General features: G+C 73.4%; 4 protein-coding genes. All 4 read right to left on the bottom strand.

Annotated features, from left to right (window positions below):
- Positions 1-15: 15 nt before the first annotated feature.
- The 4 genes from G5C62_RS26235 to G5C62_RS26220 all read right to left on the bottom strand — a co-directional run bounded on the left by G5C62_RS26235 (position 16) and on the right by G5C62_RS26220 (position 2,863).
- Complete coding sequence (locus G5C62_RS26235; RefSeq protein WP_164703304.1) at positions 16-873, bottom strand: formate/nitrite transporter family protein; 858 nt, start codon at positions 871-873, stop codon at positions 16-18.
- Positions 874-1,028: 155 nt separating this feature from the next.
- Positions 1,029-1,619, bottom strand: a complete 591-nt coding sequence (locus G5C62_RS26230) for a helix-turn-helix domain-containing protein (protein WP_206330878.1) — start codon at positions 1,617-1,619, stop codon at positions 1,029-1,031.
- A 60-nt stretch (positions 1,620-1,679) separates the two neighbouring features.
- Complete coding sequence (locus tag G5C62_RS26225) at positions 1,680-2,111, bottom strand: hypothetical protein (RefSeq protein WP_036335761.1); 432 nt, start codon at positions 2,109-2,111, stop codon at positions 1,680-1,682.
- A 128-nt stretch (positions 2,112-2,239) separates the two neighbouring features.
- Positions 2,240-2,863 carry an antibiotic biosynthesis monooxygenase gene (locus tag G5C62_RS26220; protein WP_036335759.1) on the bottom strand — a complete coding sequence of 208 codons (624 nt, stop codon included), beginning with the start codon at positions 2,861-2,863 and terminating at the stop codon, positions 2,240-2,242.
- Positions 2,864-3,347 lie beyond the last annotated feature (484 nt).

Here is a 3,347-nt window from a genome sequence, read left to right as displayed (position 1 = left end):
CGTTCGTGGAGGGGGTCAGCCGCGTTCCGCCGGCGGGGCGGACGCCTCGGACTCCTCGGGCTCGTCCTCCGGCTCGTCCTTCAGGAACAGGTACCAGTAGGACGTGGACACGAAGACCACCGCGCCGACCAGGTTGCCGGCGCCGGCCAGCAGCCAGTTGAGCCCCGCGTCGTCCCAGCCGATGTCCGGGACGCCGGCGAAGATCGCCGCCGGGAGGAAGAACATGTTGGCGATCACGTGGTCGAAGCCCATCGCCACGAACGCCATGATCGGGAAGAAGATCGCCAGGATCTTGCCCGAGACGGTCGTCGCCGCCAGGGACATCCAGACCGCGAGGCAGACCAGCCAGTTGCAGCCGACCGCGCGGAGGAACGTCTGCCAGGCCGTCTCGCCCAGCGCCTTGCCCTCGGAGATCGAGGCCAGCCGCTCGTAGGTGAGCCCGCCGGTGCCGGTGGCGCTGGAGTCGCCGATCACCCCGGTCTGCACGGCCAGGAAGAACGCGACGAACAGCGCCCCGGCCAGGTTGCCGATCAGCACCAGGGACAGGTTCTTGGCGACGTCGCCGGCGCCGATCTTGCCGCGCATGGCCCCCAGCGGGACCAGTGCCATGTTGCCGGTGGCCAGGTCGGAGCCGGCGACGAGCACGAGCACCAGGCCGAGGGTGAAGGTGGCGCCGGTGAACAGCGTCGGCAGCGTCCCCCAGGTCTCCGGGTCGAGGCCGGAGGAGACGACGATGGCGACGAGACCGCCGAAGGCGATGTAGGCGCCGGCCAGGAAGGCGCTGACCAGCACCTTGTCCCAGGTGCGGCGGGTCTTCTTCGCCCCGGTCGCGGCGGCGACCTGGGCGATCTCCTTGGGTGCGCGAGCGGGCAAGGCGTGCCTCCAGGGAAGTCGAGCGGGTCGGCCCGTGGTCTCAGGCCCGGGAGGCACCAGCCTGTCGAACCGCGCGCGGTCCCGCACGGTGAGCGGTGGACCCGCCGACCAGCCGGGGGCAGGTGTCCGGCCGGCCCGGCGCCGTCGGTGCCGGCTCAGTCGCCGCTGCCGCGCGGCCGGGCGCGCACGTGCATCCGCTCGCCCTGCGGCCCGAACAGGGCCAGCAGTTCCACCGGGGCCGGCCCGGGGTTGGTCAGCGCGTGCGGCACGTGGGTGTCGAACTCGACCACCTCGCCGGGGGTGAGTTCCAGCCGCTGGTCGCCGAGGAAGAGCACGAACCGGCCGTTGAGCACGTAGAGCCACTCGTAGCCCTCGTGTGTCTTGAGCTCCACCCCGCCGGTGGGGTGACCCGGGGGCATGATCATCTTGTAGGCCTGCAGCCCGCCGGGCCGGCGGGTGAGCGGGAGCATGGTCATGCCGTTGCGCAACACCGGGCGCGGCTGGACCCGGGGGTCCTGCGACGGCGGCTCGTCGAGCAACTGGTCCAGCGGCACCTGCAGGGCGCGGGTGAGCGGCAGCAGCAGCTCGAGCGTCGCTCGCCGCTGCCCGGACTCCAGCCGGGACAGCGTGCTCACCGAGATGCCGGTGGTCTCCGACAGCTGGGTCAGCGTGGTGTCCCGCTGCTGGCGCAGCGCACGCAGCCGGGGCCCGACGGCCTGGACCACCGCATCGGCGTCGTCGCTCATGCCGACCAGTTTGCCGGTCCAGCAATGACTTTTGTCAAGTCTCGCCCTTGTGGGAGCTGGTCACTGCCAGGCCCAGCGGGCCGGTTCGACCAGCGGGAACACCGTGCCGCCGGCCGCCAGGTGCAGGCTCCAGCTGCCGTCGACCCCGCTGTCCAGGTCCTCCCGCAGCGCCTCGGCCCACTCGTCGTCGCTCGCGGTGACCAGCGACCGGCCGGGCCGGCACAGCGCCAGCGCGAGGTGGCCGTCGGCGCAGTCGCTCTGCTCGGTGACCGCGTCGTGCAGCGCCAGCAGACCGGACAGGCTCTCGTGCCGAGGCCGGCGGGGGAGGTCGTCGACCGGCATGAGCACCGGCAGCATCAGCCCGGCGGCGTCGAACCAGGCCAGCCAGAGGCTGCGCGCACCGAAGACCGGCGGGGCGAGCACGGTGGTCCAGCGCCGGGTGAGGTCGGTGGCGGAGCGGACGGGGAGCTGGGCGAGCGGCGTCGTGGTCACGGGTCGACCGTGGCAGCCCCTGGGTGCCGGCGGGCCGTCGTCCACAGGCTGCTGCGCCGCCCACAGCCGGGCGCTCCGGCCGCGGCTCGGCTGGTGCCGTCGGTGGTAGGCGGCACCAGCTCAGCCGGTCAGGCCATCTCCGGTACCCGCAGGTGCGCCACGGCCAGCTCGAACTCGGCGACCTCGACGATCCGCATGCCCGTCGCCGCGGCGAAGTCCTCGCGCATCGCCGAGCCCATCTCCCGCGACTGCTCCAGCTCGGCCCGGCTGGCGTAGGTGATCGCCGCGGAGGCGCGGCCGGTGTCCCGGTCGACCAGCAGGCTGACGCTGCAGAAGCCGGGCAGGTCGCTCATCCGTGGCAGCAGGCTCATCCGGAAGGCGTCGATCATGCCGATGAGCTGCGCCGGGTCGCCGTCGGTCCAGACGACCCGGGTCCACGCGCCGTCACCGGCCGGGTGCTCCCGGTGCAGCACGGCGATGTCCCACTCGGCGACGTCCATCTCCTCGGCCCGCATCACCTCGGCGGCCCGGTCGCGGAGCTCACCGACGGCGACCGCGCTCGCCCGCATCGCCTCGTGGGTGGCCCAGGCGGCGGTGACGATGCAGCGGCCGGCGTCCCGGTCGGCGAGCATCGACATGCCCACGCAGCCGCTCATGCCGCGCAGCATGGGCCAGACGGCGTCGCGGACGTACTCGATGCCCTCGTCGACGGCCTGCGGGTCGCAGCGCACCATGGTGGTCCTGGCGTGCATCTCCGTCCTCCTCCCTGACGGCGCCCGGACGGCACCGCCGCGAGGTCGAGGGTCCTCGCGCACCGCGGCCGTCGAGGGGTTCGCGCACCGCGCTCGGCCCGCTCCGGCGCGTGCACACTCACCGCACCCCGTCGCGCACGTGCTGCTGCTCAGCCCGGGGAGGACGCCTCGGAGACGGTGATCGCCGCGTTGACCAGCGCCTGGGGGAGGTTGCCGAGCAGGTCGCCGGTCGCCGGGTCGAGCATCTCGCTCGCGACACACACCGGTCAGTCGTCGCGGTCGCGCCGGCGCTCGCGCCAGCGCTCGAGGGCCTTCTCGATGTCCTTCTCGTCCAGCTCGGCGTCCTCGGTCGGCTCGACCGTCGGCGTCCTGCAGGTAGAAGCCGGAGAGCCCGGGGACGTCGCCGACGACGACGCCCTCCACGGTGAACGTGGAGCCGGCCAGCGGGGTGGTCGCGCCCGCGCCCTGCACGTCGCCGATCTCG

Source organism: Modestobacter sp. KNN46-3 (assembly GCF_011039295.1).
The sequence above is the reverse complement of the archived record's forward strand: the minus strand, read 5'-3'. Positions and strand labels throughout refer to the sequence as shown.